This is a genomic window from Candidatus Cloacimonadota bacterium (genome assembly GCA_011372345.1).
GTDB lineage: Bacteria > Cloacimonadota > Cloacimonadia > Cloacimonadales > TCS61 > DRTC01.
Genome location: DRTC01000404.1, coordinates 1 through 3099 on the forward strand (window position 1 = coordinate 1; position 3099 = coordinate 3099).

Genomic DNA, 3099 nt, shown 5'->3' on the forward strand with positions numbered 1-3099 from the left:
TATCATTTACGATAACAAAGCTCAAGCCGAACCTCTTCCTATGAACTGGCGAATGGGTTTATCATATAAAATCCTGAATTCGGATTTTAATAAATTAACTGTTAATACTGATATGAATAAACTCCTGGCAAACGACGATCCTATATACAAACGAATTATTTCAGCCTGGATCGATAATCCCAAAGGAGATGAATGGGAAGCGATCATCTTTAATGCTGGGATTGAATATGTCTATCTTGATTTGCTCTCTTTAAGAACAGGATATATTTCCGATAGAGCAGGTGAAATCGAAGGCGTTTCTTTTGGAGCAGGAATTCATTACACTTTTTCAAACAAATATGATGTCTCTTTTGATTTTGCGATGCAGCCGGGTGGCGATCTTCAGAAATACAACCAGACCTTCTCCGTAAAAGTCGATTTTTAAAATATGAAGAAAGTCATAATTACAATTGTATTAGTTGCCGGACTTCTGGTTCCGCAACTGGGTCTGGCAAAGAAAATTAAATTTACCAAAGGGAAACAGGCAGCTAATCTCGAAATAAAAACTCATCCTGTGGAAGAATATCTATCTTCAAGAAGACATTTTGATTTAAAGAAAAGGAACTCGAACAAACTTCTGGTCCTGATGATCGAATTTCAACAAGAAATCGATGACGATCCGCAAACTACCGGTGATGGAACATTTCTTGATTCTACAGATGTTGCAGATTATCCAATTCCTTTAGGAAGACCACCTCACGATCAGGATTTTTTTGAAGATCAGCTATTAGCTCTGAAATATTATTATCTCGCTGCCAGTTATGAACACTTCACTCTGGAATATGATATCTTTCCCGAACCAGCAAAAGATGCTTCCATAAATGCATATACTTTACCTAATCCTATGAGTTATTATAATCCTCCCGGAGCATCCTCGGATTTGATGGTGCAAAGATTCGAAGAATATTTCAGGGATTGTTTTACTATTGCTGATGAAGATGAAAATATTATCTTCAGCGATTACGAACATTTTATGTTCATTCACGCCGGCTCGGATTGGCAGCACGATGTTTTTGGAGATACACCTGCGGACATTCCTTCCTTTTTCATTAATGTGAAAGAGGAAGAAAAAATGGCGTATGTTACCGATGGTTCCGATACAACTGCTACCGTGATCATCGATCATGCCTGTAATGTTCCTGAAACTATCACACAGGATATCATCATTGAAGAAAACGATTCCTATTCGGAAATCTACGGCTATGGGCTGGTGAATGCTGTTTTTGCTCATGAGTTCGGTCATTCATTAGGATTTATCGATCTATATAATGTTTGGAGTAATAGTCCAGAGGTTGGATATTATGACATTATGGATAGCGGAGGATTTGGTTCCGGTGGATATCCAGTCGATGAAAATGGTGATCTGGTCGATGAAGATAGTGATGAGGAAATAGCTATCTGGTATTTTATTGAAGGTGGTTATCCTGTTTTTCCCGGAATCTGGACGCGATTACTTGCCTGGGAAGAGGAATTCAGGCAAGCTGGCATTCTGAAAGATATTTCCGAAATAGATTTCAGCGAAACCATAGATATCATTCCCTGTGAAACCAAACTCAATCCCTTCCAGGATGAAACATATTTTCTAAAGATACCTCTTAATGAGACTGAATATGTTCTTCTCGAAAACAGGCAGGTCGATCCTGATGGTGATGGCGCAACAGCATTCAAAGTTAATGAAGATAAGCGGGTAATTCTTTATCCAACCAGACTCGACGACCAATTCAATATCCCGACTTACGAATATGATTTCTTCCTTCCGGGCTGGATTAGTTTTGAAGAAAAATATTACGGCGGTGGAATTGTTGCCTGGCATATCGATGAAGAAAGACTTTATGAAAATGACAACTTTGAGAATAATTCGGTTAATATGCGTCACTCCAAAAGATCTGTAAGAATTATCGAAGCCGATGGTATTGAAGATATCGGCAATGTTTATTCATATTACTGGCGGGGAACCGAATACGAACCATTCTATAAATACATGCCGAAATTTGATGAATACGGTTATTTCAACGGTTGGGATAATCAATATTTACCGGGTGGGTTTATAGGTCATATCCATAATGATTCTCTTTCTGCCAGAACCGAACCTGCTTTCCTGACCAACGACGGTAATCCTTCCATCTTCACAATTTACGATATCAGCGATTATCCGCTCTCAACGGATATTGAAAGAGTTATGAGTTTCAAGATCGGAACGCATTTATTTGATCATACAGAAAAACTTTCCGATGAGTTGAGTGCCTATGATACTCTTTTTTCAATAGGAAATCTCGGTAACCTTTATGAATTTTCAAGTTTTCCGGTTTATACGGATTCCACGATCAGCTATTTTTCCAATGTTTTCGGAACCTGGAATTATCTTGGTGAAGGGCTTACTAATTCTTATGATCTCGGAATAACGCAACCGGTTCTTTCAGTAAATTACATAGATAATTCTTACGATGAATTCATGTTCGTTTCAGATAATATCCTCAGTTTTATCTCACCCACAGTTTCGGAAGAAATTACTTTCTCATCAGAGATCACAGAACCTCCTCTGTTCATCGATGATCTGTCGCTTCTTGTTGTTCCGACCTTAGAAAAATTGTTTATTGGTGTTGATTCTCTTGATATTTCTGCAGAAAAATTAGCATATAATGGAACGAGTATAATTGCTGCTTCTAATGGAAAACTCAATTTTATCGATCCTGATGATATCGATGCCTACTCAAGTATTGAAATTCCCGGTTATGAAGGAGATTTTTCTCCCATTTGTTTTATTGATTCTTTAAATTCCGGTAATAATGCAACTTTTATCCAAAATACTAATGGTGAAATTTATAAAGTTCAAAATGGTTCTACCTTAAAAATATTCAACCTTTATTCCTATACAAGTAAAATTCCAACTCAACTCGCGATCGGAAAAATCTTTAATGATGGTCTGGTTTACTTGACTTTCGGAGCAGGGAACAGAGTTTTTGCGATTACTCTCGAGGGAACAATGGCCCCGGGTTTTCCAGCTTACCTCGAACATAAAAGTTTGCTTCCTTACAGTTATCCGAGGATCATTGAATTCGA

General features: G+C 37.7%; 2 protein-coding genes. Both read left to right on the plus strand.

Features of this window, described 5'->3' with window-relative positions:
• The first annotated feature begins 1 nt into the window (after position 1).
• A complete protein-coding gene (locus ENL20_07910; GenBank protein ID HHE38485.1) occupies positions 2-424 on the plus strand; it encodes a PorV/PorQ family protein in 423 nt (140 codons plus the stop codon).
• Positions 425-427: 3 nt separating this feature from the next.
• Positions 428-3099: hypothetical protein (locus ENL20_07915; protein HHE38486.1), on the plus strand; the 2672-nt coding region annotated here is incomplete at its 3' end.